This window comes from Streptomyces griseosporeus (genome assembly GCF_014656055.1).
Classification (GTDB): domain Bacteria; phylum Actinomycetota; class Actinomycetes; order Streptomycetales; family Streptomycetaceae; genus Streptomyces; species Streptomyces griseosporeus.
Genome location: NZ_BNBR01000001.1, coordinates 820,555 through 843,635, shown reverse-complemented (window position 1 = coordinate 843,635; position 23,081 = coordinate 820,555). Strand labels below are relative to the sequence as shown.

Here is a 23,081-nt window from a genome sequence, read left to right as displayed (position 1 = left end):
GCGCCGGGCGCGTGCCTCAGTCCGACTCCTCCAGGCGGAAACCGACCTTCAGGCCGACCTGCCAGTGCGCGACCTGCCCGTTCTCCAGCTGGCCGCGCACCTGCGTCACCTCGAACCAGTCCAGGTTGCGCAGGGTCTGCGAGGCGCGGCTGATGGCGTTGCGTACGGCCTGGTCGACACCGTCGGGCGAGCTGCCGACGATCTCCGTGACCCGGTAGGTGTGGTTCGACATGCGGGTGCTCCTCTCCGCGGGGACGGCGACGGTGCGTGTGGCACACGTCACTCCACCGTGCCCCAAGCTGCGGCGGAGCGCGAGGCGTCGGGGGCTACCCCGGGGAACCCCTTGACCGGCGCATTGGTCCATACCAAAATCCGGCACACCCGTTCGAGCGCGCCGTGCTCGTCCCCCCACGTCGGGCTCTTCGCCCTGCCGTGGCACCCGCCCGCGGCACGGGCCCCTGTCCGCAGGACCCCTCCAGGACCCCGGGAGACCCCTCGTGCGCCGCCGTCTGCTCGCTCTCGTCTGCGTGTCCGCCTCCCTGCTCAGCGGCTGCGGCCTGGTGCCGCACGGCGGCGGGGACGGACGGCGCACCGTCACCGTGTGGCTGATGAAGGACAGCGCCTCGCCGGAGTTCCTGCGCCGCTTCACCGAGGACTTCGAGCGCACCCACACCGACCTCGACCTCGACATCCGCATCCAGGAGTGGACCGGCATCGGACCCAAGGTGCAGGCCGCGCTCAAGGCGGACCCCGGTGACGACTCCGGCACGGATACCGACGAGGGCGGCCTGCCGGACGTCATCGAGGTGGGCAACACCCAGGTCCCGCAGTACGTCGACGAGGGCGGGCTGCTCGACCTCACGCTGGAGTCGCTGCGCGACTGGGGCGCCGACCGGTGGCTGCCCGGCCTCGCCGAACCCGGCCAGCTCAGGGGCACCCAGTACGGCATCCCCTGGTACGCCGCCAACCGCGTCGTCATCTACCGCAAGGACCTCTTCGAGAAGGCCGGCGTCGAGGCGCCGCCGCGCACCCGCGCCGAGTGGCTGGAGGCCACCCGGAAGCTCGACCAGGGCCCCGCCCAGGGCATCTACCTCGCGGGCCAGGACTGGTACACCCTCTCCGGCTTCATCTGGGACGAGGGCGGCGAGCTGGCCCAGGAGCGCGACGGCGGCTGGAAGGGCACCCTCGACACCCCGGCCGCGCTGCGCGGCATGGACTTCTACCGCCGCCTCCAGGCCCTCGGCGACGGGCCCGCCGACGCCGACGAGGAACACCCGCCCCAGGCGGGCGTCTTCGCGCACGGCGACGTCGCCCAGATCGTCGCCGTACCCGGGCTCGCCCGGGCCATCCTGGAGCAGAACCCGCAGCTGGAGGGCAAGCTCGGGTTCTTCCCGGTGCCCGGCCCGACCGCCGGACGGCCGGGCGCCGTCTTCACCGGCGGCTCCGACCTGATCGTCCCGCAGAACACCGACGACCGGGCGGGCGCCCTCGCCGTCGTCGGCGCGCTCACCGGCGAGAAGTGGGACAGCGAACTGGCCCGGACGATGGACTACGTCCCCAACAAGGCGGACCTCGCCCGGGCCGTCGCCGGCGAGGAGGGCGTCGCCGCCATGGCCAAGGGGGCCGCACGCGGCCGGGCCACGCCCAGCACGCCGGAGTGGGCCGTGGTCGAGGCCGACAACCCGATCAAGGCGTACATGACGGCGGTGCTCACCGGCGGCGACCCGGAGACCGAGGCCCGCAAGGCGTCACGCCGGATCACCGAGCAGCTCCAGGTGCCCCTGAGCTGAGCCGGCGGCGCCTCTGCGCGGACGCCCGGTCGCCGGTGTGCGGGATGGGGCAGGAGTGCCTAGATTGTCCTGAGGGTTCCTGAGAGTCCATTTCCTGTTGTCGTGTCCGGCCGGAAGGGCGCCATGTCGCAGGCCACCACCACCGACGCCGACCGGAGAGACCCGCCCACCGCCAAGCTGTCGCTGCTGACCCTGTCGGCCATGGTCGTCGGGTCGATGGTGGGGGCCGGGGTCTTCTCCCTGCCGCGGCGTTTCGCCGAGGAGACGGGTGTCGCCGGCGCCCTCATCGCCTGGGCCGTCGCGGGCGCCGGCATGCTGATGCTCGCCTTCACCTTCCAGCTGCTGGCCGTGCGCCGGCCCGACCTGGACGCCGGCGTGTACGCCTACGCCAAGGCGGGCTTCGGCGAGTACATGGGCTTCTTCTCCGCCTTCGGCTACTGGGCCAGCACCTGCGTCGGCAACGTGACCTACTGGGTGCTGATCATGTCGACCGTCGGCGCGATCTGGCCCGCGCTGGGGGAGGGGAACACCGCCCTGGCCGTCGTGCTGTCCTCGCTCGGGCTGTGGGCGTTCTTCTGGATGATCCGGCGCGGCGTGCGGGAAGCGACCGCCATCAACAAGATCGTCACCGTGGCGAAGCTCGTGCCCATCCTGGTCTTCGTCGTCCTCGCCCTCGTGTACTTCAAGGCCGACGTCTTCGCGGACAACTTCCACGGGGCCGACTACGCCGGTTCGCTCTTCAGCCAGGTGCGCGGCACGATGCTGGCGACGGTGTTCGTCTTCCTGGGGGTGGAGGGCGCCAGCGTCTACTCCCGGCACGCCAAGCGCCGTTCCGACGTCGGCCGGGCCACCGTCCTCGGCTTCCTCAGCGTGTTCGCCGTCTTCGCCTCCGTCACCATCGTCTCCTACGGCATCATGCCGATGGCCGAGATCGCCGAGCTGCGCCAGCCCTCCATGGCCGGCGTCCTGGAGGAGGCCGTCGGCACCTGGGGCCGGGTCTTCATCAGCGTCGGTCTGATCGTCTCCGTGCTCGGCGCCTACCTCGCCTGGACGCTGATGGCGGCCGAGGTGCTCCTCGTCGCCGCCAAGGACGACGACATGCCGCGCTTCCTGCGCCGCGTCAACGCCGCCGACGTCCCCGTTCCCGCGCTGCTGCTGACCTCGGTGCTCACCCAGCTGGTGCTGGTCGTGACGGCCTTCTCCGACGACGCGTTTAACTTCGCGCTCGACCTGACGAGCGCCCTGTCCCTGATCCCCTACCTGCTGGCGGCCGCCTTCGCCGTCCGGCTCGGGCTGCGGCCCGACCCGCTCACCACCGGCGGCCGGCTGCCCGCCCGCGAACTCGCCGTCGCCCTCATTGCCGCGGTGTACACCGCCTTCCTGCTGTACGCGGCCGGTCTGCGGTTCGTCCTGGTCTCCTTCATCGTCTACGCGCCGGCGACCGTGCTGTTCGTGATGGCCCGCCGGGAACAGCGCAGACGCCTGTTCGGCCCGGGCGAACTGGTCATCCTCGCCGTCTCCGTGGCGGGCGCCGTCCTCGGCGTCGTCGCCCTGGCGGCCGGCTGGATCGGCCTGTGACCGCCGCCGTCCTCCCCCTTCCCGCACCACCCCCCCCGGAGATGACCGTGACCAGCAATGACACCGAGGCCCGGCCCGCCCTGGGCGTCCACTCCGAGGTCGGCCGGCTGCGCAAGGTACTGGTGTGCTCACCGGGGCTCGCGCACCGGCGCCTGACCCCCACCAACTCCGACGACCTGCTCTTCGACGACGTGATGTGGGTGGAGAACGCCCAGCGCGACCACGCCGACTTCGTCGCCGAACTGGGCCGCCGCGGTGTGGAGGTGGTGGAGCTGCACGACCTGCTCGCGGCGACCATGGCCCTGCCCGAGGCACGCGCCTGGCTCCTGGACCGCAAGATCGTCCCCAACCGGGTCGGTGCCGGCCTCGTCGAGGGCACCCGCGCCTACCTGGACGGCCTGCCGCCGCGGCGCCTGGCGGAATACCTCATCGGCGGCCTCGCCACCACCGACCTGCCCGACGACCACCGCTCGCCCTACCTGGCCCTGGCCCGCGAGTCCACCGGCGCGCGCGACTACCTGATGCCGCCGCTGCCCAACACCCTCTACACCCGGGACACCACCTGCTGGCTCTACGGCGGAGTCACCCTCAACCCGCTGTACTGGCCCGCCCGGCACGACGAGACGCTGCTGATGAAGGCCGTCTACACCTTCCACCCGGACTTCAAGGACGCGACCGTGTGGTGGGGCGACCCCGAACTCGACTGGGGCCAGGCCACCTTCGAGGGCGGCGACATCATGCCGGTCGGCAACGGCGTCGTCCTCATGGGCATGAGCGAACGCACCTCCCGCCAGGCCATCACCCAGGTCGCCGCCGCCCTGTTCCGGCAGGGCGCCGCCGAGCACGTCGTGGTGGCGGGTATGCCACGGCTGCGCGCCGCCATGCACCTGGACACCGTCTTCACCTTCGCCGACCGGGACCTGGTCACGCTCTACCCGAAGATCATGGAGGCGGTGCACACCTTCTCGCTGCGGCCCAGCGACCGGGCGCCCGGCTTCGACGTCGTCGACGAGGGCGGCACCCCCTTCGTCGACGTCGTCGCCAAGGCGCTCGGCCTGCCCGCCCTGCGCGTCGTGGAGACCGGCGGCGACGTCTACGCCTCCGAACGCCAGCAGTGGGACAGCGGCAACAACGCCGTCGCCGTGGAACCCGGCGTGGTCTTCACCTACGACCGCAACACCCAGACCAACGCCCTGCTGCGCAAGGCCGGCGTCGAGGTGGTCACCATCGTCGGCGCCGAACTGGGCCGGGGCCGCGGCGGCGGTCACTGCATGACCTGCCCGCTCGTCCGCGACCCCGTCCAGTTCTAGGTACTGCCGCGGGTCAGCGCACCGTGCTCAGCGACAGGGCGAACCGGCCCGCCGCGTCCGTCCACCACCGCGCCAACTCCAGCCCGGCCTCCGCAAGTTCCGCGCGTACGCCCTCCTTGCGGAACTTCGCGGACACCTCGGTGCGCAGCTCCTCGCCCGCCTCGAAGTCCACCGCCAGGCCCAGCGCGGGGATCTTCACGGTCTGCGCGGTGCGCGAGCGCAGCCGCATCTCGATCCACTCCTGGTCGGCGTCCCACAGGGCGACGTGGTCGAACGCGTCCGCGTCGAAGTCGGCGCCCAGCTCGCGGTCGACGACGGCGAGGACGTTCTTGTTGAACGCGGCCGTCACCCCGGCCGCGTCGTCGTACGCCCGCACCAGCACCCGCTCGTCCTTGACCAGGTCGGTGCCGAGCAGCAGCGTGTCCCCGGGCGCGAGCAGATCGCGCAGGGCGGCCAGGAACGCGGCCCGCTCGTCGGGCAGCAGGTTGCCGATGGTGCCGCCGAGGAACGCCACCAGGCGCGGGCCCGGCGTGTCCGGCAGGGTCAGCTCGCCGGTGAAGTCGGCGATCAGGGCGTGCACCGCGAGCCCGGGCCGTTCGGCGGCCAGGGCCTGTCCGGCCTGGGTGAGCGCGCTCTCGCTCACGTCGACCGGGACGTAGGTGCGCAGCCCGGTGAGGGCGTCCAGGAGGTGGCGGGTCTTCTCGGAGGAGCCCGAGCCCAGCTCCACCAGGGTGCGGGCGTCCGCCGCCGCGGCGATCTCGCCCGCCCGGTCGATCAGGATCTCCCGTTCGGCGCGGGTCGGGTAGTACTCGGGCAGCTCGGTGATCTGCTCGAACAGCTCGCTGCCGCGGGCGTCGTAGAACCATTTCGGCGGCAGCGTCTTCGGGGTCGCGGTCAGGCCGTGCAGCACGTCGGCGCGCAGGGCGGCCTCCGTGGCGTCCTCCGGCAGGGTGCGGGTGATCTGGAACGGGCTCACGTGCGGGGCTCCTTGGGTGAGGCGTCCTCGTCGAGGTCCTTCAGCGGCGTCAGCAGCACCTCGGTGCGGGTCGCCGCGAGCAGTGTGCGGTCGGGGACGTCGCGCCAGCGCGGATCGTCGTCGTACGGTTCGGAGGCCACGACCGTGCGCCGGCCGGGCTCGTGCAGGTACCACAGGGTGTCGCCCCAGGCGGTCGCGGTGATCGTCGCGCCGTCGGTGAGCAGCAGGTTCAGCCGGGAGCCTGGGGCGGCCGACGCGACCTCGGCGACCGTGTCGGCCATGGCCTGGCCGTCGGTGTCGCCGGCCCGCAGCCGGGCCAGGACCAGCGCCCACACGAGCGCCGAGTCGTTGCGCGCCTCCAGCGCGAGGAGGTCGGCGGGCGGCAGTGTGCGGGAGAGGGCGGCCAGGGAGTGCGGCCAGCCGGAGATGGCGCCGTTGTGGCTGAACAGCCACCGCTCCGCCGCGAACGGCGCCGCCGCGGCCTCCGCGTCGGCACCCGCGAGCGTCGCGTCCCGTACGGCCGCCAGCAGCGCGCCGGTGCGCACCACCCGGGCCAGGTCGGCGAACGACTGGTCGGCCCAGATCGGCCCGGCCCGCCGGTAGCGGGCCGGCACCGGATCGCCGGGCGCGTACCAGCCCACGCCGAAGCCGTCGGCGTTGACCGTGCCGTAGCGCTGGTGCCGGGGTGCCCACGACTGGCGGTACAGCGCGTGCGGCGGCTCCACGAGGAGCCGGCCCAGCGCCTCCTCGTCGCCCACGTAAGCGACATGACGGCACATCAGACGTCCTCCGCGGAGCGCGCGGTGCGGAAGCCGGAGAAGATCTGCCGCCGGATCGGATAGTCCCAGTTGCGGAACGTGCCCCGGCAGGCCACCGGGTCCACGGCGAACGAACCGCCGCGCAGCACCTTGTGGGCGGGGCCGAAGAACACCTCCGAGTACTCCTTGTACGGGAACGCGCGGAAGCCCGGGTACGGCAGGAAGTCGCTGGCCGTCCACTCCCACACGTCACCGATCAACTGCCGTACGCCGAGCGGCGACTCGCCCGCCGGGTAGCTGCCCGCCGGGGCCGGGCGCAGATGGCGCTGGCCGAGGTTGGCGTGCTCGGGCGCCGGGTCGGCGTCGCCCCACGGGTAGCGCATCGAGCCGCCGGTCGCCGGGTCGAAGCGGGCCGCCTTCTCCCACTCCGCCTCGGTGGGCAGCCGCCGCCCCGCCCAGCGGGCGTAGGCGTCGGCCTCGTACCAGCACACGTGCAGCACCGGCTCGTCCGGCGGGACCACCTCGGTGACGCCGAAGCGGCGCCGCAGCCACTGCGCGCCGTCCCGCCGCCAGAACAGCGGGGCGGTGATGCCGTTCCTGCGGATGTGCGCCCAGCCCTCCGGCGTCCACCAGCGCTCGGTGTCGTACCCGCCGTCGTCGATGAACGCCTGGTAGGCGGCGTTGGTCACCGGGGTGGTGTCGATGTGGAAGGCGGGCACCTCCCGGACGTGCGCGGGCCGTTCGTTGTCCAGCGCCCACGGCTCGCCCGAGGTGCCCATGGTGAACGGGCCGCCGGGGACGAGGACTTCGGCCGGTCCGGTGAACAGCGGCGCCGGATCCGGGTCCGGCGCGGTCAGGGCCTGCGGGCCCTTGCGGAGCTGATGGGTGATCAGCATCGTCTCGTCGTGCTGCTGTTCGTGCTGGGCGATCATCCCGAAGGCGAAGCCCGCCTCGGTCAGCCGGGTCCCGTGGAACGCGGTCCGCTCCAGCACGTCGAGCACCCGGCCGCGGATGTCGGCCGCGTAGGCGCGCGCCTCCGCGGGCGGCAGCAGGGGCAGTTTCGGGCGTTCGGCGCGCGGGTGTTCGAAGGCGTCGTAGATGCCGTCGATCTCGGGCCGGACCGCCTCCTGCCCGCCGACCGTGCGCAGCAGCCACTGCTCCTCCTGGTTGCCGATGTGCGCGAGGTCCCACACCAGCGGCGACATCAGCGGAGAGTGCTGCGCGGTCAGGTCGGGCTCCTCGACGCAGCTGGTGAGCAGGGTGGTGCGCGCACGGGCCGAGGTCAGGGTGGTCACGGCGCGCCCGCGGAAGGCCTCCGGGTCCTCCTCGGGGGCCCCGGGGTCTGCGGGGCCCGCGGTGCCGGCGGACTGCGGGTCGATGGCGGACTCGGTCACTGGCGGATGTCCTTCCCGTGCGCGGTCGTGCGGGGCGGGGGCCCGGCCGGGGCCGTCCCGTCCAGTCGGTCGAGCAGATCGTCGGCGGGGCAGCGCCCCTTGCGGACGTAGCGGTCCAGGTAGGCCGCGACGGCGCCGGTGACCCGCGGCCCGGCGCCGAGCCGCGGCAGCGCCTCCAGGGCCGTGCCGAAGCAGGCCACGGCGGCCTCGTGCAGCTCGGGGTCGGCCAGCGCGTCGCGTGCCGCGGCGGTCCACAGCGGGTTGTGCGGCGCGGGCAGCCCCCCGGACCGCTCGGCCAGCGGCTTCACGGTGCGGTAGGCGGTCTCGGCGGCCTGCGCGTCGTCGAACAGCGCGGCCGTGACGGCGAGCGGCACGATCCAGCCGTCGTCGCCGGGCTGCGCGTCGATCATCCGCAGCTCCAGATGGCCGCGCGGCCGGACCGGCGGGAACAGGGTGGTGATGTGGTAGTCCAGGTCCGCCCGGGTGGGCGGCCGGGGCGCGCCCGAACGGATCCACTGCCGGAAGGTGAGCCCCTCCGGCACCTCCCACGGGCCGCGGTCCCGGCGGATGCACATCACCGGGCTGTCCAGCACGTGCCGGGCCCAGGCCGCGCGCGGATCGCCGTCCGAGGCCGGGGCGCCCGCCCGGCCGGGGCCGATCTCCGTCCACAGCAGCTGCCGGGTGGAGCGCCAGCCGGTCGCCCGGCCCTGGGCCAGCGGCGAGTTGGCGAAGGCGGCCACCAGGACCGCGCCCAGGGTGTGCGCGAGCCACCAGCGCCGCCCGTGCCCGAGCGGGCCGGGCTCCTCGTACCCGGCGTCCAGGCAGACCTGGACCGAGGCCGAGGTGCACATCATGCCGCGGCCGGCCGGGCCGGTGCGGTCGAGGCAGGCCTCCATGGCGTCGTAGCGCGGCTCGCGCAGATACCGCCGGGGCGGGTGCCAGGGGTCGTGGCCGAGGCCCACCAGGCCCAGGCCCTGGGCGCGCAGCACGGCGCGGACGGCGTCCAGGTCGGCGGAGACGGTACCGATGCACTCGGTGAGCGAGGCGGCGGGGAGCGAGCTCAGCTCCAGCTGACCGCCGGGTTCGACGGTGAGCGCCGACCGCAGGGGCACGGTACGCAGGGCGGCGTAGGCCGCTTCGAGACGTTCGGCCGATACGGGGAGCCGCGGTGCGTGCAGCTCGTGGACCAGCCATTCCACTTCCACCCCGAGGGTGCGGGGCGGTCCGGTCTTGAAGCAGATGCCCTTGACCAGGGCTTCCACTTCGGGTTCGGTGACTGCCGCGATATCCGTACAGCCACTTACCGAGTCGGACATGTCGGGATCCTCCTGAGAGTCCACCATGCCACCGCTCCCGGCGCGGGTCGCCCCGAGAGCGGCACTCGTTCCACCCAAGACCCTCGAAGCGCATCGCACAAGAGTGCATAGCGGCACGTTCGCGACATGTAATCACGAACACCTGTTCGTTTTTGCCAAAGGAAAACTCTGTTGCCCGCGAGGACCGGCGCCGCTCACGATGAGTTCATGAACAGCACGGGGGACCGCACGGGGGAGACGACATGAGCGCGCGGCTGCGGGGGATCGCCGCCGAGACCGAGGCGATCGTGGCGGCGGGGGCCTACCGGCGCTCCGACGGCCGGGAGGTGTCCGTCGCCGCGGCCCTGGAGGCGGCGCGCGCCGGCACGCGCATGTACGGGCCTGAGCCGGTGGAGGTGCCGTCGTACGAGCCCGTCACGACACGCATCGAGGTCACCGGGGAGAGCAGCCTGGAGGCCGCCCGCCGGCTCGCCGCCGAACCGGTCGCCGTCCTGAACTTCGCTTCGGCACGCAACCCGGGCGGTGGCTACCTCAACGGCGCCCAGGCGCAGGAGGAGGCCCTGTGCCGCGCCTCCGCGCTCTACCACTGCCTGCTCGGAGCCCGGGAGTTCTACGACCACCACCGCGCCCACCGCGACCCGTTCTACACCGACCGCGTCATCCACTCGCCGTCCGTGCCCGTCTTCCGGGACGACCGGGGCCGCCTGCTGGACACGCCGTACACCGCAGGCTTCCTGACCGCCGCCGCGCCCAACGCGGGGGTCGTCCTGCGCACGGCCCCGGAGCGCGCGGCCGAGCTGCCGCGCGCCCTGGCCGTGCGGGCCGAGCGCGTGCTGGAGACGGCCGCCGCGCACGGCTACCGGCGGCTGGTGCTGGGCGCCTGGGGCTGCGGCGTCTTCCGCAACGACCCCGTGCAGGTCGCCTCCGCCTTCCGCGGCCTGCTCGGCCCCGGCGGCCGGTTCGCGGCGGCCTTCACCCACGTGGTCTTCGGCGTCCTGGACCGCACCCGCGACCAGGCGGTCCGCTCGGCGTTCGGCGAGGCGTTCGCGGACCTGACCGAGGACCGCGCCCCGGCGCCCCAGCTCCAGCCGTAGCGTTCAGATCCAGCCGTAGCGCTCCCGCAGCCGCTGCCGGACCAGGTTGAACCGGCCCCGGTCCAGGGCGCACGCCTCGCGGCGCATGCCCTCCTCGTGCAGCCGCAGCACCCGGTCCACGTCCACCCACGAGGCGCGCCCCGTCCGGTCCCAGGGCCCGCTGCCGATCGCCACCCACTCCCGGTCGCCGTCGTGCCGCTTGCTCGACAGCTGCACGGCGAGGAACGTCCCGGCCGCCTCCCGCGCGACGACCAGCACGGGACGGTCCTTGCCGCGCCCGTCGTTCTCCTCGTACGGCACCCAGGTCCACACGATCTCCCCGGGATCGGGGTCGCCGTCGTGCGCCGGCGAGTACTCGGTGCGCACCCGGCCGACCTCGCGCGGGTCCGCCTCGGTGGTGGCGGTGGGGCCGTGCCGGCCCGGAACGTTCTCTTCGGTAAACGCAGTCACGGGGGCACCTTAGGGGGTACCCCCGTGTCTCTCGCGACCGCGCCGTGGACTCAGCTCTCCTCGCGCTCCACCGGCACCCGCTGCGCGGGCGGTGCCGCCTTCCCGTTCAGCGGTGAAGTGCCGTTCCCGGCCTGCCCGTTGCCGTTCATCGAGGCGAGCAGCTGACGGGCCAGCCCCAGCCCCGTGCCGCCCATCGTGAGCGCCCTGGCGAACACGTCCGCCATGCCGTCGGCGCCGTTCAGCAGCACCATGTTGTCGACGTTGCCGAACGCGGACGCGCCGGCCTGCACGATCTCCGGCCACTTCTCCGCGAGCTGTTGCGCGACCACGGCCTCCTGGTTCTCGGCGAGCGCGGCGGCCCGCGCCTTGATCGCCTCCGCCTCCGCCAGGCCCTTGGCCCGGGCCGCCTCGGCCTGCGCCAGACCCCGCGCCTGCGCGGCGGCGGCCTCCGCCTCGCCGGTCGCCCGGGTCGCCGCGGCACTCGCCGCACCGCGCGCCTTGGTCGCCTCGGCCTCCGCGCCCGCGGCCGTCTTCACCCGCGTCGCCTCCGCCGCCGCGGCCAGCTCCGTCTCCTTCGCCCTGGCCTCGGCCGCCGAGATCCGCGCGTCGCGCTCGGCCTCCGCCAGCGTGCGCTTCTCGTACGCCGCGGCGTCGGCCGGCTTGCGCACATCGGCCTGGAGCTGCTGCTCGCGCCGGTGCGCCTCCAGCTCGGCGACGCGCGTCTCCTGGACGACGACCTCCTGCCGGGCCGCCGCGTCCGCCAGCGGGCCCGCCTGGCGGGCCTTGGCCGCGGCCTTGTCCCGCTCGGCCTGGTAGCCCGCCTGGAGGATCTCGCTGTCCCGGGTGGCCTCCGCCATCCGCGCCATCGACTGCTGCTCCGCCTCGGTGGCCAGCCGGTTGGCCTCCGCCTGCGCGATCCGCGCGTCCCGCTGCACGGCGGCGGCGTGCGGGGCGGCCAGGTTCTGGATGTACCCGGTCGGGTCCTCGATCTCGTGGATCTGCAGCGAGTCCACGATCAGCCCCAGCTTCTCCATCTCCGTCCCGCACGCGGCCCGCGTCTGCCCGGTGAGCTTCTCCCGGTCCCGGATCACGTCCTCCACCGTCAACCCGCCCATGATGGACCGCAGATGGCCGGCGAAGACGTTGTGCACCCGCTCCGACATCAGCTTCTGCTGGTCGAGGAAGCGGCGGGCCGCGTTGGCGATCGACACGAAGTCGTCGCCCACCTTGAAGATGACCACGCCCCGCACCTTCAGCGGAATGCCCTGATGGGTCACGCAGTCCACGTACAGCTCGGTCTCGTTGAGGTCGAGCGAGAGCCGCCGCACCACCTGCACGCCGGGCACCACCAGCGTGCCCCGCCCGGTGACGATGCGGAAGCCCATGCCCTCCTCCAGGCCCTCCGTGCGGTGCTTGGACCCGGAGATGACCAGCGCCTCGTTGGGCTCGGCGACCCGCCACATCAGCTTGAACAGACCGATCAGTGCGAGCACGGCGACGACCGCCACCCCCGCGACGACACCGACGACCATCGGCATGCGCCCCCCTGTGCCTGGTGCCCTCGTGGCACCGAACCAGGGGAGTGTGCGCCCGGCGGGACCCGGCGGTGAAGCCATCCGCCGTTTCTTGTCGCAGTCTTGACACCTACGGCCGTCACCCGCGGCGCGCGGGCCTCAACCGCCGTACGCCGCCGACACGTAGACCGTCCGCGGCGGCAGGTACTCCACCACCGTCACCACCGTGCCCCGCTCCAGGCGGTCCGCGCCGGACGCCGGATAGGCCAGGAAGTGCTCGGCGCCACCGCGCACCCGGACGATCACCTCGCCGACGAGGCCCGGCCCGACCGTCCCCGTCACCCGCCCCAGGAGCCCGACCATCGACGCATCGCCCATGGCCCCAGCGTACGGGCGGAGTCAGCGGCTCGGCAGCGCTCACGCCGGGGTCTGCGCCGCCTCACCCAGGTGCGGCGGCCACCGCTCGTGCCAGCGCAACTCGCTCTCCAGCTGCGCGGCCAGCGAGATGAGCAGCGGCTCGCTGTGCGCCGGGCCGAGCAGTTGGGCACCGACCGGCAGCCCGGGTCCGACGAAGCCCGCCGGGACGCTGACGCCGGGCCAGCCGAGCACGTTCCAGGGCCAGGCGTACGGGCAGGCGGCGATCATCGCCCGGTCGGTGGCGAACCCGCCGAGCTGGAGCAGCGCGCCGATGCGCGGCGGGGGAGCGGCGGTGGCCGGCGCGAGGATCACGTCGTACGACGCGAAGAAGCCGCCGATACGGCGGTGCAGCACCGCCTCCGCCCGGCGCGCCGCCCTGAGCGGAGCCCCGCCCAGCAGCCGCCCCAGCCGGGCGGCGCCCCGGGTGCGCCGGTCCAGCAGGGCGGGGAACGGCGCCTCGGCGACCCGCTCGGCGATCCCCGCGGTGGCGCGGGGCACGAAGGTCAGCCCGATCTGTCCGTAAGGCGGGTCGGCCGCCTCGACCGTGTGCCCCAACCGCTCCAGCCTCTCCGCGAGTTCGACCACGCGCGCCCGCACCGCCGGGTCCAGCCGCGCGGGCACGGCCGTGAACGGCGGCTTCAGCGCGAGCGCGATCCGCAGCCGGCCCGGATCGCGGCCGACCGCCCCCAGGACGTCGACGGGCGGCGGGCGGTGCGGGTCGCGGGGGTCGTTGCCGCTCGCCGCGTCCAGCAGCAGCGCGGCGTCGGCGACGGTCCGGGCGAGGGTGCCGTTGACGGTGATGCCCTGGAAGGACTCGCCGCGCGGCCAGGTCGAGATCCGGCCGCGCTGCGGCTTGATGCCGATCAGATGGGTCCAGGAGGCGGGGATGCGCACCGAGCCGGCGCCGTCCGAGCCGAGCGCCGCCGGCACCAGCCCCGCGGCGACGGCCGCGGCGGAGCCGCCCGAGGAACCGCCGGGCGTGTGGCCGGGGTGCCAGGGGTTGCGGGTGGCGCCGAAGGCGGGCCCCTCGGTGAACGGCCACTGCCCGAACTCGCAGGTGTTGGTCTTGCCGACGATCACCGCCCCGGCCGCCCGCAGCCGCCGTACCGCCTCGCCGTCCTCGGCGACGGCCGGGAACTCACCACAGCAGCCGAACGCGGTCGGCTCCCCGGCGACGTCCATGTCGTCCTTCACCGCCACCGGCACCCCGAGCAGCGGCCGCCGCACCCCCGCGGCCAGCTCCGCGTCCGCCGCGTCCGCCTCCGCGAGCGCGGCCTCGGCCCGCACGACACGGAACGCGTTGAGCGTGCCCTGCGTCGCCTCGATGCGCGCCAGGCACTCCTCCACCAGCCGCCGCGCGCTCACCTCGCCCGCGGCCAGCGCACGGGCGGTCTCCACCAGGCCTGCGCTGCGGTCCAGGGTCATGCGAGGCACCTCCGGCACGTGGACGGCTGCGGCGGGAACCCACCGACTACCGCACGGTAACCTCCCGGGGCCCGACCGCGCAGGAAGTGCGCGGCACGCGGCTGAATCCACCGCCGCCGGGTACCGGAGAGCCTGAGGTGCGCGGCCGTGCCGCGGCCGGAGCGCGTGGCGTGCCGACCGTCGCACGGGGGCGTACCGTCCTGGTGAAGAGGCCGGTACCGGGCGGTCCGGGGCGCTCGTGCCCTCGGCCGTGTCGGCAGCCGCCCCGGGCTGGAGCTGCGTCATGACCGGTGTGCGCGACGGCGCGACGGGAGTGGACGCACTGGACGCCGCGTTCGCGGAGACGGTGCGCCGCACCGGCGCGTCCATCGGCGCCCTCTACCTGCTCGCACCGGACGAGCGCCACCTCGTCCTCGACGTGCTGTCCGGCGCCCCCGCCGACGTCGCGGCACCGTGGGCGAGAATCCCGGTGAACGCCCCGGCCCCGGTGGCCGAGGCCCTGCGCGAGGAACGCATCGTCTGGATCGGCAGCCACGAGGAGATGGCCCGTTCCTACCCGCGCACCGCGGCCGCGCTGCCCTACCCGCTGGCGATGGCCGCGGCCCCGGTGACCGGGGTCCGCCGCTGGGGGGCCCTGCTGCTGATGTGGCCGGCCGGCCGCCCGCCGTACATGACGCAGCGCGAGCGCGGCCACATCACGGCCAGCTGCGGACGGCTGGCCCGGCTGCTGGAGGAGAGCGCGGCCGGCGGTACGTTCCCGGCGCCCGGGGAGCTGCCCCGGGTGCTGGCCGCCCACACGGCCGTCGGCGCCGCCGGCCCGGCGCTGGCCGCCGCCGACTTCATCGAGCGGCTGCCCGGCGGGAGCTGCGCGCTGGACCTGGAGGGCCGCTTCACCTACCTCAGCTCGGGCGCCTGCGAACTGCTGGGGCGGGACCCCGGCCGGCTGCTGGGCACCCTGCCCTGGCAGTCCCTGCGCTGGCTCGACGACCCCGGCGTCGAGGACAGCTACCGGGCCGCCGTGATCAGCCGCGAGCCGGTCGTCTTCACCGCCCGCCGCCCGCCCGACAGCTGGCTCGACTTCCACCTCTACCCGGACGCCAGCGGCATCAGCGTACGGATCGTGCCGAGCGGTGCGCCGTACCCGCCCGCACCGGCCTTCCGCCGCTCCGCGCGCACCGCCGTACCCGCCCGGGCCGGCCGGCTCTACCAGCTCACCCACCTCGCCGCCGCGCTGACCGAGGTGGTCGGCGTCCGGGACGTCATCGACCTGGTGGCCGACCAGATCATGCCCGCATTCGACGCGCAGGGCCTGGTGCTGTCCATGGTCGACGCCGGACGGCTGCGGATCACCGGCTACCGCGGCTACGCGCCGGAGACCATCGAACGGCTGAACGGACTCGCCCTGGACACCCGGTACACCCCGGCCGGGCAGGTCCTCGACACGGGCCTCCCGGCGTTCTTCTCCGACCCGGAGGAGATGGGGCGGGCCTACCCCGAGGCCGCGGACGTCAGCGGCAAGCAGGCCTGGGCGTTCCTGCCGCTGGTCGTCGCCGGCCGGCCGGTCGGCTGCTGCATCCTGTCCTACGACCGGCCCCACACGTTCCCGGCCGAGGACCGCGCGGTGCTCACCTCGCTCGCCGGCCTCGTCGCGCACGCCCTGGACCGGGCCCGCCTGTACGACACCAAGCACGACCTCGCCCACGCCCTCCAGCAGGCACTGCTCCCACGGGCCCTGCCCGCGGTCCCCGGGCTGCGGGTCGCCGCACGCTATCTGCCCGCCACCCGCGGCATGGACATCGGCGGTGACTTCTACGACCTGATGCCGCTCGGCGCCACCGGTGCGGCCGCCGTGATCGGCGACGTCCAGGGGCATGACGTGGCCGCCGCCGCGCTCATGGGGCAGGTCCGCACCGCCGTCCGCGCCCACGCGGCCCTCGGCACCACCCCGGACCGGGTGCTGCGCGGCGCCAACCGGCTCCTGACCGACCTCGGCGCGGACCTCTTCGTCAGCTGTCTGTACGCCCGTCTGGACTTCGCGGCCCGCAGGGTGGCCCTGGCCAGCGCCGGGCACCCGCCGCCGGTCCTGCGGCTGCCCGGCGGGGAGACCCGGCCCCTCGACCTGCCGCCCGGGCCACTGCTGGGCATCGACCCGGACGCGCGTTTCCCGGTCACCGAGATCCCGCTCACCCCCGGCCTGATGCTCGCCTTCTACACCGACGGCCTGATCGAGACGCCGGGCGTCGACCTGGACGACTCGATCACCGACCTCGCCCGCCACGTCTCCGACGCCGACGACGGCGACCTCGACGCGCTCATCGACACCCTGGTGGCGGAGTCGGGGGCCCGCCGACAACGCACGGACGACGTGGCGCTGCTGGTACTGCGCCACGTCGTCGGACAGGGGCACCCGGGCCCGGTCACTTGAAGGCGCGCAGCCGCAGGCTGTTCGTGACGACGAAGACCGACGAGAAGGCCATCGCCGCACCGGCGATCATCGGGTTGAGCAGGCCCGCCGCGGCCAGCGGCAGCGCGGCCACGTTGTAGCCGAAGGCCCAGAACAGGTTGCCCTTAATGGTGGCCAGGGTCCGCCGGGAGAGCCGGATGGCGTCGGCCGCGACCCGCAGGTCGCCGCGGACCAGGGTGAGGTCGCCGGCCTCGATCGCCGCGTCGGTGCCGGTGCCCATGGCCAGGCCCAGGTCGGCGGTGGCCAGCGCGGCCGCGTCGTTCACCCCGTCGCCGACCATGGCGACGGTGCGGCCTTCGGCCTGCAGCCGCCGGACGACGTCGACCTTGTCCTGCGGCAGCACCTCGGCGATCACCTCGTCGATGCCGACCTGCCGGGCGACCGCCTCGGCGACGAGCCGGTTGTCCCCGGTCAGCAGCACCGGCTTCAGGCCCAGCCGGCGCAGCTCGGCGACGGCCTCGGCGCTGCTGTCCTTGACGGCGTCGGCGACGGAGAGCACCCCGCGGGCCTCGCCGTCCCAGGCGACGGCGACCGCGGTACGGCCCTCGGCCTCCGCAGCGGCCTTGGCCTCGGCCAGCTCGCGGGGCAGCTCGATGGCCCACTCGGCGAGCAGCTTCTCGCGGCCTACGACGACCGCGTGCCCGTCGACGACGCCCTGGACGCCGAGCCCGGCGACGTTCTCGAAGCCCTCCGGCACGGGCAGGCTGCCCGCCCGCTCGGCGGCGCCCGCGGCGATCGCCTGGGCGACGGGGTGCTCGGAGGCGTGCTCCAGGGCGCCCGCGAGGCGCAGCAGTTCCTTCTCGTCGGTGCCGTCGGCGGCGTACACGTCGTGCAGGGTCATGCGCCCGGTGGTGACGGTGCCGGTCTTGTCGAGGACGACGGTGTCGACGCGGCGGGTGGACTCCAGTACCTCCGGGCCCTTGATGAGGATGCCGAGCTGGGCGCCGCGCCCGGTGCCGACCATGAGCGCGGTCGGGGTGGCCAGGCCGAGCGCGCACGGACAGGCGATGATCAGGACGGCGACGGCGGCGGTGAAGGCCGCGACGGCGTCGCCGGTCGCGCCGAGCCAGCCGCCCAGCGTGGCGGCGGCGAGCAGCAGGACGACCGGCACGAACACCGCCGAGATGCGGTCGGCGAGCCGCTGCACCTGCGCCTTGCCGTTCTGTGCGTCCTCCACCAGCCGCGCCATGCGGGCCAGCTGGGTGTCGGCGCCGACCCGGGTGGCCTCGACGACGAGCCGGCCGCCCGCGTTGACGGTGGCACCGGTGACCGCGTCGCCGGCGGTGACGTCGACGGGCACGGACTCGCCGGTGAGCATGGAGGCGTCCACGGCCGACGTGCCCTCCACGACGGTGCCGTCCGTGGCGATCTTCTCACCGGGCCGTACGACGAACCGGTCGCCGACCGCCAGCTCCGCGACCGGGATCCGCACCTCGGTCCCGCCGCGCAGGACGGCGACGTCCTTCGCGCCGAGTTCGAGCAGCGCCCGCAGCGCGGCGCCCGCCTTGCGCTTGGACCGCGCCTCCAGATACCGCCCGGCCAGCAGGAAGGCGGTCACCCCGGCCGCGGCCTCCAGATAGAGGGCGGAGGAGCCGCCCTCGCGGGAGACGGTGAGGTCGAAGCCGTGCCGCATGCCCGGCATGCCCGCGTCGCCGAAGAACAACGCCCACAGCGACCAGCCGAACGCGGCGAGCGTGCCGAGGGAGACGAGGGTGTCCATGGTGGCGGCGCCGTGCCGGGCGTTGGTCCAGGCGGCCCGGTGGAAGGGCAGGGCGCCCCACACGACGACCGGCGAAGCCAGGGTCAGACAGAGCCACTGCCAGTTGTCGAACTGCAGGGCGGGCACCATCGACAGCAGCACGACCGGCACCGACAGCAGCACGGAGACCAGCAGCCGCTGCCGCAGGGCGAGCAGTTCACCGTCGGCCGCCGGGGCCTCCTGCTCCCGGCCGGTGTCGCCGGCCGGGGGAGCGGGCGGCGGGGGTTCCTCCGCGGTGTAGCCGGTCTTGACGACGGTGGCGATCAGGTCCGCGACCTCGACGCCCTCGGGGTAGCTGACCTTCGCCTTCTCCGTCGCGAAGTTGACGGTCGCGGTGACCCCGTCCATGCGGTTGAGCTTCTTCTCGATGCGGGCCGCGCAGGAGGCGCAGGTCATGCCGCCGATGGACAGCTCCACCTGGGAGAGCGGTGCCGGTGCGGTGTCGGGGGGTGTCTGCTCGGGTGCCGTGCTGGTCATGTGAGTGACTCCTGGGGAGGGCCGGGACGTACGGCGTCCGTATCAGCGGAGCGGTACGTCCCGGCACGGAGGGACGGTGCGGGCCTGCGGCCCGGCCGGGGTCAGGCCCGGCCGACGAGTTCGTAGCCCGCCTCGTCGACGGCGGCCCGCACGGCCTCCTCGTCGAGCGGGGCGGTGGAGGTGACGGTGACCTCGCCGGTGGCGGCCACCGCCGTCACCGCGGTGACGCCGCCCAGGGCCGAGATCTCCTGCGACACGGCGCCCTCGCAGTGCCCGCAGGTCATGCCGGACACCTTGTAGACGGTGGTGACGCCCACGGGGTGCACGTCCGTGGCGGTGGCGCCGCCGGTGCCGCAGGAGCCGCAGCAGGATCCGGTGCTCGTCTGGTCGGTCATGACTTCATCCCTCTGGTCGCGATGCGTGGGTCGGCCGACGGTCAGGCCGGTCGCCCGGCCCTTCCGACGATACAAACACTATACCCCCCCAGGGTATGGATCCAGGGGGTGGGGCGAGGTGAACGCCCTCCCTCCGGCGATGTGACGGGGGCCACAGGAACCTCCGGCCCCTCCGCCTCCTCCTGAGGGCGTCGGATCTTCGGCACCTTCAGAGAGGACGACCGTGAGGAACTCCGGACCACCCCGCACCGCCGTGGCGCTCGCCGCGCTGCTCGCCGGCGACGCGCTGCTGCACCTGGCCTGGGCGACCGGCCTGACCTGGCCCGCGCCGGACGCCCGCGCCCTGTCGATCGCCGTCCTCGGCGGCGTCGTACCGTTCACGCCGCGCGTGCTGCTGCCGCTCGCCGCCCTGCTGCTCGCCACCGCCGCAGTCGTCCTCGCCCGCGGCCTCGGCCTCGGCGGACGGCGTCTGCGCCCCGTCCTCGGCGCGGTCACCCTCGCCGTCGCCGCCGGCCTGCTGGTGCGGGGCCTGGTGGGAGCGGCCTGGGCGTGCGGCGCGGGCGACGAGCCGAGCCGTGCCTTCCACTGGCTGAACCTGCTGCTGTACACCCCGCTGTGCCTCATCGCGGGCGCCGGGGCCGCCCGGCTCGCGGGGGTCTGGGGTACGGGCGCCCGGGGCGCCGGCGCGTCGGGCGCAGGGAGCCCGGGTGCGGGTGTGCGGGGCGCGCCCCGGCGTCGGCTGTGGGTACGGCGCACCGCCCTGGCCCTGCCGCTCGCCCTGGCCGGCACGGCCCTGTACGGGGCGTACGCCTACGACCCCGGCGAGCAGCACGGCTACCGCTCCCCGTACCTCACGGCGGCCGCCGGATCCCGGTACCTCGACACGCCCCTCGCCCGCTTCCACTACGTCCGTCAGGGCACCGGCTCCCCGGTCGTGCTGCTGTCCCCCGGGGCCTCCTGGACCTTCGCCTGGCACCACCAGGTCGACGCCCTGTCCCGCACCCACACCGTCTACGTCGTCGACCTGCCCGGCCAGGGCTTCACCCGGCTGCACGAGAGCCGCTTCACCTGGGACCTGGACGGCATGACCGGTGCGCTCGGCACCTTCCTCGACGCCCTCGGCCTGCCCCGCACGGCCCTCGGCGGCAACTCCTGGAGCGGCGGCTGGGCCCTGGCCTACGCGCAACGCCACCCCGAGCGGGTCGGCCGCCTGGTGCTGCTCGCCCCCTCCGGCCTCGACGAACGCGACCCGATGACCTGGGAGGCGCTCAAACTGCCCGCCGTCGGGGAACTGCTGGTCAATACCGGATCCGGCCGCTCCGCCGCCGAGGCGTCCCTGCGCCGGGTGCTCGTCCACGACGAGCTGATCACCGACGACCTCGTCGACGCCGTATGGGCCCCGGGGACGCTCGACGCCAACCGGCGGGCCGTCTACCGCCTGGAGCGCGGCCTCGACTGGCGCGAGACCGAGGCCGCGCTCCCGCGCACCCGGCAGCCGGTGCTGGTGGTGTGGGGCCGGCAGGACACCGTCCTGCCCGTAGCGCAGGCCCGGCGGTTCGGCGCGCTGCTGCCGGACGCGACCGTGCGCGAACTCGACGGCTGCGGGCACGCGTTGACCCTGGACTGCGCCGACCGGGTCAGTGCCCTCATGGAAGAGTTCCTCCGTGACCGATGAGACCGCCCGCGCTCGGGGCGTCGCCCTCGCGAAGGCCGCACGCGGCGGCGACACCCTCGCCCTGCACGACCTCCTCGACCACCTCCTGCCGTACGTCGGGCGGATCTGCCGGCCGATCGCGCTCGACGACGGCCCCGACGCCACCCAGGAGGCGCTGCTCGCGGTCTTCCGGTCACTGCGCTCGCTGCGCGACCCCGAGACGCTGTACGGCTGGGTGCGCACCATCGCCGTGCGCGAGGCCGTGCGCATCGCCCGGCGGGCCGGCCGCGACCGCCCGGCCGAGCTGGCCGAACTCCCCGCCCGCGGCGACCCGCAGCTCGCCGCCGACATCCGGGACGTCCTCGCCCGGCTCTCCCCGCAGCACCGCGCCGTGCTGGTGCTGCGGGACGTCGAGGGCCTCGACGAGCAGGCCGCGGCGGCCCTGCTCGGCGTGACCACCGGCACGGCCAAGTCCCGGCTGCATCGCGCCCGGGTGAGCTTCCGAAAGGCGTGGTTCGCATGACTCCCCACCCCGGTCACGACGCTCCCGGCTCCGGCACTCCCGAGCCCGGCGCGCCCGGCTCCGGTTCCCCCGGCCCGGGCTCTTCCGGCTCCGGTTCCCCCGGCCCGGGCTCTCCGGGCTCCGGTTCCTCCGGCCCGGGCTCTTCCGGCTCCGGTTCCCCCGGCCCGGGGCCCGGCTCGCCCGGCTCCGGTTCCCCCGGCCCGGGCTCTCCCGGCTCCGGTTCCGCCGACTCCCGCCTGCCCGGCGCCGGCTCCGGCTCCACCGCCGGCGGCGACGGCAGCGCCCCGCCCGGCGGAGGCCTCCCCGGCCTGCCCGGTCTCGGTGCCGACGACCCCGCCGCCCCCTTCGACGACATCCGCCGCCTGCGCGTCATGGCGGGCGCCGTCCGCGGCGCACGGCTCGTCGAGCGCGTCGTGCCCGCCCCGCTCGACGAGGTCTGGGCGGTGATGGGCGACCTGGAGGGCGAGTTCGGGCGCTTCCAGCCCGACATGCGCCGGGTACGGCTGCTGCGCGCCGACGGCGACCGCGTGGAGGCCCTCGCCCGCAGCCGGTACGGGCTGCGGGCCCATCTGCGGGGCGTGCTGCGGCCCGGCTGGTGCTGGCTGCAGAGCCGGTTCCTGATCATCGGCATGGCGGCCGCCGCCGACGGCGACACCACCCGCGTCGCCCTCACCGGCGGGCTGCGGCTGCCGGGCCGCGCCGCGGTCGTGCCGTTCGGCACGCGGGGCGAGCTGGACCGCGCCCTGCACCGGCTGGAGCACCGGGTCCACGACCGCCGGCAGCCGTGACGCCACCCGGCGCTCGCGCATCTCAACTCCTGCCGCTAGGTTGCCGCTTTGAGAGACAGCCTCGGCCTGAACTGGAGACCATCGCGTGACCGAGTCCCCCTCCGTGAGCGAGCTGCACCAGAGGATCAAGACCGACCAGCCGCACACCGCCCGGATCTGGAACTACTGGCTGGGCGGCAAGGACCACTACGAAGTCGACCAGCAGGCCGGAGACCAGATCCGCGAGCTGCACCCGGGCATCGGTGACTACGCGCAGGCCGACCGGCAGTTCCTCGGCCGCGCCGTGCGCCACCTGGTGACCGAGGCCGGCATCCGGCAGTTCCTCGACATCGGCACCGGACTGCCCACCGCCGACAACACCCACGAGGTCGCCCAGCGCCACGCACCCGAGTCCCGCATCGTCTACGTCGACAACGACCCGATCGTCCTCGCCCACGCCGAGGCGCTGCTCACCAGCACTCCCGAGGGCCGCACCGACTACCTCGACGAGGACCTGCGCAACGTCGACACCATCCTCGAACACGCCCGCCGCACCCTCGACTTCAGCAAGCCCGTGGCGCTGATGCTGCTCGGCGTGGTCATCTTCGTCGAGGACGACGAGGAGGCGTACGGCATCGTGCGCCGCCTGATGGACGCGCTGCCCTCCGGCAGCTACCTGGTGCTGTCGCACACCATCACCCGCGCGGACATGCCCGACGTCGACGCGGCCGTCGCCTTCTGGAACGAGCACGGCACCCCGAAGCTGACCCAGCGCACCCCCGAGGCCGTCACCCGCTTCTTCGACGGCCTGGACCTGCTGGAGCCCGGTGTCGTCTCCTGCAACCACTGGCGGCCCGACACCGACGGCGAGCTGCCGCCCGAGGTCGCCATGTTCGGCGGGGTGGGCCACAAGGCCTGACCCCGGGCCGGCGCCGAGGCCGGCGCTCACCGATCCGCCACGACCGGGGCGGCCCCGCGCGGGGCCGCCCCGGTCGTGTGGTCCACCTCGCGCCGGGTACC

The 23,081-nt window shown here is 74.5% G+C and carries 20 protein-coding genes; 9 read left to right on the top strand and 11 right to left on the bottom strand.

Annotated elements, in window-relative coordinates:
* Window positions 1-16 precede the first annotated feature (16 nt).
* Window positions 17-232 (bottom strand): dodecin, encoded by a 216-nt coding sequence (locus IE308_RS03805; protein WP_110634070.1) that lies wholly within the window; start codon window positions 230-232, stop codon window positions 17-19.
* A 265-nt stretch (window positions 233-497) separates the two neighbouring features.
* Here IE308_RS03805 and IE308_RS03800 point away from each other — a divergent pair, with 265 nt between their 5' ends.
* The 3 genes from IE308_RS03800 to IE308_RS03790 all read left to right on the top strand — a co-directional run bounded on the left by IE308_RS03800 (window position 498) and on the right by IE308_RS03790 (window position 4,678).
* Window positions 498-1,790, top strand: coding sequence for an extracellular solute-binding protein (locus IE308_RS03800; protein WP_190216572.1), 1,293 nt, complete (start codon window positions 498-500; stop codon window positions 1,788-1,790).
* A gap of 123 nt (window positions 1,791-1,913) precedes the next feature.
* Window positions 1,914-3,368 (top strand): basic amino acid/polyamine antiporter, encoded by a 1,455-nt coding sequence (locus tag IE308_RS03795; protein WP_190217357.1) that lies wholly within the window; start codon window positions 1,914-1,916, stop codon window positions 3,366-3,368.
* 41 nt (window positions 3,369-3,409) lie between these two features.
* A complete protein-coding gene (locus IE308_RS03790) occupies window positions 3,410-4,678 on the top strand; it encodes an arginine deiminase (protein ID WP_190216571.1) in 1,269 nt (422 codons plus the stop codon).
* Between the two features lie 13 nt (window positions 4,679-4,691).
* On the opposite strand, the gene egtD is transcribed toward IE308_RS03790, so the two are convergent.
* The 4 genes from egtD to egtA are packed head-to-tail and all read right to left on the bottom strand — an operon-like array spanning window position 4,692 to window position 9,122.
* On the bottom strand, window positions 4,692-5,654 hold the full coding sequence (gene egtD, locus IE308_RS03785; protein ID WP_190216570.1) for an L-histidine N(alpha)-methyltransferase: 963 nt from the start codon (window positions 5,652-5,654) through the stop codon (window positions 4,692-4,694).
* Window positions 5,651-6,433 (bottom strand): ergothioneine biosynthesis protein EgtC, encoded by a 783-nt coding sequence (egtC, locus tag IE308_RS03780; RefSeq protein ID WP_190216569.1) that lies wholly within the window; start codon window positions 6,431-6,433, stop codon window positions 5,651-5,653. The genes egtD and egtC overlap by 4 nt, the downstream gene beginning before the upstream one ends.
* Complete coding sequence (egtB, locus tag IE308_RS03775) at window positions 6,433-7,791, bottom strand: ergothioneine biosynthesis protein EgtB (protein ID WP_190217356.1); 1,359 nt, start codon at window positions 7,789-7,791, stop codon at window positions 6,433-6,435. Before egtB ends, egtC begins: the two co-directional genes overlap by 1 nt.
* A gap of 11 nt (window positions 7,792-7,802) precedes the next feature.
* Window positions 7,803-9,122 carry an ergothioneine biosynthesis glutamate--cysteine ligase EgtA gene (gene egtA / locus IE308_RS03770; RefSeq protein ID WP_190216568.1) on the bottom strand — a complete coding sequence of 440 codons (1,320 nt, stop codon included), beginning with the start codon at window positions 9,120-9,122 and terminating at the stop codon, window positions 7,803-7,805.
* A gap of 242 nt (window positions 9,123-9,364) precedes the next feature.
* On the opposite strand from egtA, the gene IE308_RS03765 reads away from it, so the two are divergent.
* Window positions 9,365-10,216, top strand: coding sequence for a TIGR02452 family protein (locus IE308_RS03765; RefSeq protein ID WP_190216567.1), 852 nt, complete (start codon window positions 9,365-9,367; stop codon window positions 10,214-10,216).
* A gap of 3 nt (window positions 10,217-10,219) precedes the next feature.
* Here the strand turns inward: IE308_RS03765 and IE308_RS03760 are convergent, their stop codons facing one another.
* The 4 genes from IE308_RS03760 to IE308_RS03745 all read right to left on the bottom strand — a co-directional run bounded on the left by IE308_RS03760 (window position 10,220) and on the right by IE308_RS03745 (window position 14,022).
* On the bottom strand, window positions 10,220-10,666 hold the full coding sequence (locus IE308_RS03760) for a type II toxin-antitoxin system PemK/MazF family toxin (RefSeq protein WP_190216566.1): 447 nt from the start codon (window positions 10,664-10,666) through the stop codon (window positions 10,220-10,222).
* A 50-nt stretch (window positions 10,667-10,716) separates the two neighbouring features.
* Window positions 10,717-12,204, bottom strand: a complete 1,488-nt coding sequence (locus IE308_RS03755; protein WP_190216565.1) for an SPFH domain-containing protein — start codon at window positions 12,202-12,204, stop codon at window positions 10,717-10,719.
* Between the two features lie 135 nt (window positions 12,205-12,339).
* Entirely contained in the window at window positions 12,340-12,558 is a 219-nt protein-coding gene (locus tag IE308_RS03750) for an NfeD C-terminal domain-containing protein (RefSeq protein WP_190216564.1), read from the bottom strand.
* 39 nt (window positions 12,559-12,597) lie between these two features.
* Window positions 12,598-14,022 carry an amidase gene (locus tag IE308_RS03745; RefSeq protein ID WP_190216563.1) on the bottom strand — a complete coding sequence of 475 codons (1,425 nt, stop codon included), beginning with the start codon at window positions 14,020-14,022 and terminating at the stop codon, window positions 12,598-12,600.
* Window positions 14,023-14,305: 283 nt separating this feature from the next.
* Between IE308_RS03745 and IE308_RS03740 the strand changes: the two genes are divergently transcribed.
* Window positions 14,306-16,447, top strand: coding sequence for a SpoIIE family protein phosphatase (locus IE308_RS03740; RefSeq protein WP_190216562.1), 2,142 nt, complete (start codon window positions 14,306-14,308; stop codon window positions 16,445-16,447).
* Here IE308_RS03740 and IE308_RS03735 read toward each other — a convergent pair.
* Window positions 16,440-18,722, bottom strand: a complete 2,283-nt coding sequence (locus IE308_RS03735) for a heavy metal translocating P-type ATPase (RefSeq protein ID WP_190216561.1) — start codon at window positions 18,720-18,722, stop codon at window positions 16,440-16,442. The genes IE308_RS03740 and IE308_RS03735 overlap by 8 nt on opposite strands.
* Window positions 18,723-18,823: 101 nt before the next feature.
* The gene (locus tag IE308_RS03730) at window positions 18,824-19,117 is read right to left on the bottom strand and encodes a heavy-metal-associated domain-containing protein (RefSeq protein ID WP_110634105.1); all 294 of its coding nucleotides are present in this window, start codon (window positions 19,115-19,117) and stop codon (window positions 18,824-18,826) included.
* A 223-nt stretch (window positions 19,118-19,340) separates the two neighbouring features.
* Between IE308_RS03730 and IE308_RS03725 the strand changes: the two genes are divergently transcribed.
* The 4 genes from IE308_RS03725 to IE308_RS03710 all read left to right on the top strand — a co-directional run bounded on the left by IE308_RS03725 (window position 19,341) and on the right by IE308_RS03710 (window position 22,980).
* Entirely contained in the window at window positions 19,341-20,792 is a 1,452-nt protein-coding gene (locus IE308_RS03725) for an alpha/beta fold hydrolase (protein ID WP_190216560.1), read from the top strand.
* Window positions 20,782-21,294 carry an RNA polymerase sigma factor gene (locus IE308_RS03720; protein WP_190216559.1) on the top strand — a complete coding sequence of 171 codons (513 nt, stop codon included), beginning with the start codon at window positions 20,782-20,784 and terminating at the stop codon, window positions 21,292-21,294. Before IE308_RS03725 ends, IE308_RS03720 begins: the two co-directional genes overlap by 11 nt.
* Window positions 21,291-22,082, top strand: a complete 792-nt coding sequence (locus tag IE308_RS36760) for a hypothetical protein (protein ID WP_229908688.1) — start codon at window positions 21,291-21,293, stop codon at window positions 22,080-22,082. Before IE308_RS03720 ends, IE308_RS36760 begins: the two co-directional genes overlap by 4 nt.
* Window positions 22,083-22,167: 85 nt before the next feature.
* Window positions 22,168-22,980, top strand: coding sequence for an SAM-dependent methyltransferase (locus tag IE308_RS03710; RefSeq protein ID WP_110634111.1), 813 nt, complete (start codon window positions 22,168-22,170; stop codon window positions 22,978-22,980).
* The last annotated feature ends 101 nt before the right edge of the window (window positions 22,981-23,081 follow it).

Coding starts and splice junctions, on each gene's coding strand:
- IE308_RS03805 (WP_110634070.1), bottom strand. CDS start 232: ATGTCGAACCACACCTACCGGGTCACGGAGATCGTCGGCAGCTCGCCC.
- IE308_RS03795 (WP_190217357.1), top strand. CDS start 1,914: ATGTCGCAGGCCACCACCACCGACGCCGACCGGAGAGACCCGCCCACC.
- IE308_RS03790 (WP_190216571.1), top strand. CDS start 3,410: ATGACCGTGACCAGCAATGACACCGAGGCCCGGCCCGCCCTGGGCGTC.
- egtC (WP_190216569.1), bottom strand. CDS start 6,433: ATGTGCCGTCATGTCGCTTACGTGGGCGACGAGGAGGCGCTGGGCCGG.
- egtA (WP_190216568.1), bottom strand. CDS start 9,122: ATGTCCGACTCGGTAAGTGGCTGTACGGATATCGCGGCAGTCACCGAA.
- IE308_RS03765 (WP_190216567.1), top strand. CDS start 9,365: ATGAGCGCGCGGCTGCGGGGGATCGCCGCCGAGACCGAGGCGATCGTG.
- IE308_RS03755 (WP_190216565.1), bottom strand. CDS start 12,204: ATGCCGATGGTCGTCGGTGTCGTCGCGGGGGTGGCGGTCGTCGCCGTG.
- IE308_RS03750 (WP_190216564.1), bottom strand. CDS start 12,558: ATGGGCGATGCGTCGATGGTCGGGCTCCTGGGGCGGGTGACGGGGACG.
- IE308_RS03745 (WP_190216563.1), bottom strand. CDS start 14,022: ATGACCCTGGACCGCAGCGCAGGCCTGGTGGAGACCGCCCGTGCGCTG.
- IE308_RS03740 (WP_190216562.1), top strand. CDS start 14,306: ATGACCGGTGTGCGCGACGGCGCGACGGGAGTGGACGCACTGGACGCC.
- IE308_RS03735 (WP_190216561.1), bottom strand. CDS start 18,722: ATGACCAGCACGGCACCCGAGCAGACACCCCCCGACACCGCACCGGCA.
- IE308_RS03730 (WP_110634105.1), bottom strand. CDS start 19,117: ATGACCGACCAGACGAGCACCGGATCCTGCTGCGGCTCCTGCGGCACC.
- IE308_RS36760 (WP_229908688.1), top strand. CDS start 21,291: ATGACTCCCCACCCCGGTCACGACGCTCCCGGCTCCGGCACTCCCGAG.